This window comes from Pseudomonas sp. PS02303 (assembly GCF_029959925.1).
Taxonomy (GTDB): domain Bacteria; phylum Pseudomonadota; class Gammaproteobacteria; order Pseudomonadales; family Pseudomonadaceae; genus Aquipseudomonas; species Aquipseudomonas mandelii.
The window spans coordinates 1-2,899 of the sequence record NZ_JASCOM010000432.1 but is presented as its reverse complement, the minus strand read 5'-3'; the positions used below and the strand labels follow the sequence as shown (position 1 = coordinate 2,899).

Below are 2,899 nucleotides of genomic sequence, written 5' to 3'. Positions count from 1 at the left end.
GCGGAGTGCCAATCGACAGGTGTTTCACTGGCCCACCGCTTTCGCGAGCAGGCCCGCTCCTACAAGGGCCAAGTGTGCTTTCCGGAAATTGTGGAAAACAATATTCACAAGCTCTCAAAGCGCGACATAAAGCCGCTGCAAATAGTTGTTTTGTCACGCTTTTGACTTGTCCCCGTTTACTGTGGAGCTGGCTGTGAATAACGTGGGAGTAGCTGTCTGAGAGCCTTTGAATCCGTGGCTTGCAGCGATGTGGTTGTTTTTTGATCAGGCGTTTTTGCTTGACCCGGAACAGGCTTTGTCAACCTTTTTGTTGGATGGCAAAGTGGCTGGAAATGCAATGGGCCAGCCTGTGGATAAGTCTGTGGTTAAACTCTGGAAAGACTCGGCTGAGGGCCGTAGTTACTGGCTTGGCGCCATCGTCGGTTTGCCCATCACATCGTGCAAAATGCCATGGGCTACACAGCTGGTACCCGAGGGTCAAGCAAAAAACTTTGTAATCTACCCGCAAAGCCTTGTGGATAGCGGCTTGCAGCTTTTCCACTTGCCCCCGGAAACTGTGGACCGGCCTGTGGATAAGGTGCGTGTACATGGCTGCAAGCCACGGTGCCTGTGGCTTTGGAAGGGCTGGTTGTTTTTTGTACAATTTTTGCGGCGGTTGCCGCTGTGGGCAAGGCCGGGCATGCTGCCAGCTGATTTTCTATTCCAATGGCTGTCGATCAGCCGAAGCAAGGAGAACACGATGTCCAACACCCTGTTTATTACCGGCGCGACCTCTGGTTTTGGTGAAGCCTGTGCCCGTCGTTTTGCCGAGGCCGGCTGGAAACTGGTGCTGACAGGCCGTCGTGAAGAACGCCTCAATGCCCTGTGCGCCGAGTTGTCGAAGCAGACCGAGGTGCATGGCCTGGTGCTCGACGTGCGTGATCGCAAGGCCATGGAGGAGGCGATCGCCAACTTGCCGCCGTCCTTTGCCAAGCTGCGCGGGCTGATCAACAACGCCGGTCTGGCGCTGGGCGTTGACCCGGCACCGAAGTGCGATCTCGACGATTGGGACACCATGGTCGACACCAACATCAAAGGCCTGATGTACGCCACTCGCCTGCTGTTGCCACGCCTGATCGCCCACGGCCGCGGTGCCGGTATCGTCAACCTCGGCTCCGTCGCCGGCAACTATCCGTACCCGGGCAGCCATGTTTATGGTGGGACCAAAGCATTCGTTGGCCAGTTCTCGCTGAACCTGCGTTGCGACCTGCAAGGCACTGGCGTGCGTGTCAGCAATATCGAGCCGGGCCTATGCGAGAGCGAGTTCTCGCTGGTGCGTTTCGCCGGTGACCAGGAGCGCTACAACGCGACCTACGCCGGTGCCGAGCCGATCCAGCCGCAGGACATCGCCGATACCATTTTCTGGGTGCTTAATGCCCCGGCGCACATCAACATCAACAGCCTCGAATTGATGCCGGTGAGCCAGACGTGGGCCGGGTTTGCGATTGAGCGTAATGCCAAGGGTTAAGACCGCATAACGGCTTTCGCGGGCAAGCCGCGCTCCCACAAGACTTGCGTTGAATCGTCATTTCGCGAACGACAAAAAACCTGTGGGAGCGGCGGTGCGGCGATCCGAATTGCCCGCGATAGCTATCTGTCAGTCAGCCGAGATAATCGACCAGCCCTCGATAGCAAGTGGCCAAGTGATAAGGCGTGGTCGATGGCATGTCCTTGCGGCTGACTTCGCCCTGCTCGTCGCGACATTCATACCACCCTCCCGCATGCAAAAAGCGTTGCTGCAATGCCTGCAATTGGCGTTGCACCGAGCCTTCGCTATTTGGACGCAAGGTCAGCGCGCGCAGGTATTCAGCCTGGGCCCAGATGCGTTGAGTGGCATCCTTGGCAGAGCCATTCAGATCGAGCATCGCCGTCACCGCACCCGTTTGTGGATCAACGCCCAGTTGTTCGGTGAGTACAAACGCGCGCTCCAGCGAAGCATGCAGTTTTGAGCCGTGCAGCAGTGGCGAAGACTCCAGCAGGAAATACCACTCGAACTGATGCCCCGGTTCAAACCAGTTATCCACAGCGCCCAGCGGTTTTTCCATCAGCACGCTGTGGTGCGGGTCAATAAAACGCTTCTGCATGGCTGTGCATAACTCGACCAGCGCGCGCTGTACGGCGATGTCTTCTCGCACCGACAGGGTCGCGAGGAAAGCTTCGGCCAGATGCATCAAGGGATTTTGCAGGGGGCCGGAGTCGAGCGAGGACCAGTCGCGGTCGAGGCTGGCTTCGTACAGGCCGTCGCCTGTGGCGAAGCGCTGCGCCAGCACTTCCAGTGTCGCGTTGAGGACCGATTCCACCAGCGGCTCGCGCACCTTGCCCCAGTAATGGGCGCAGGCGAACAGGATAAAGGCGTGGGTGTAGAGGTCTTTGCGCTGATCCAGTGGCGCACCTTGCGGGTCGATGCTGTAGAACCAGCCGCCGTGCTCGGCGTCGTGAAAATGCTGTTGCAAGGAACGGAACAGCGCCGCGGCGCGTTCCTCGGCGGCCGGCACCTGGCCGATCAGGCTGGAAAACAGATACAGCTGCCGCGCGCAGGCCATCGCTCGATAGCGTTGGGGCGGCAGCGGTTGATGCCCGGCGTCCAACGCTTCGTAAGGCAACGCCATGTCGGCATTCCAGCCGGGGCCTTGCCAGAGCGGCACGATCACGTCCTGGAAATGCTGTTGCACCGAGGCGAACAGAGCGGTCAATTCAGGCTGGGAGGCAGAGCGGGAAACAGGCGGCATTGGCTGGCGTCGTCACGGCAGGGTTGATTGCGCGACATGTTAGCAGGCCTGAGAGATGCGGTGTCTGTCAGGCCGTCTTCGCGAGCAGGCTCGCTCCCACAGGTGTACGCATTCCAATGTGGGAGCGAGCC

General features: G+C 59.1%; 2 protein-coding genes. One reads left to right on the top strand and one right to left on the bottom strand.

What is annotated here, in order from left to right:
• Window positions 1–739: 739 nt before the first annotated feature.
• Window positions 740–1,507, top strand: a complete 768-nt coding sequence (locus QMX98_RS33690; RefSeq protein ID WP_010464142.1) for an SDR family oxidoreductase — start codon at window positions 740–742, stop codon at window positions 1,505–1,507.
• Window positions 1,508–1,640: 133 nt separating this feature from the next.
• On the opposite strand, the gene QMX98_RS33685 is transcribed toward QMX98_RS33690, so the two are convergent.
• Complete coding sequence (locus QMX98_RS33685; RefSeq protein WP_077748936.1) at window positions 1,641–2,768, bottom strand: AGE family epimerase/isomerase; 1,128 nt, start codon at window positions 2,766–2,768, stop codon at window positions 1,641–1,643.
• Window positions 2,769–2,899 lie beyond the last annotated feature (131 nt).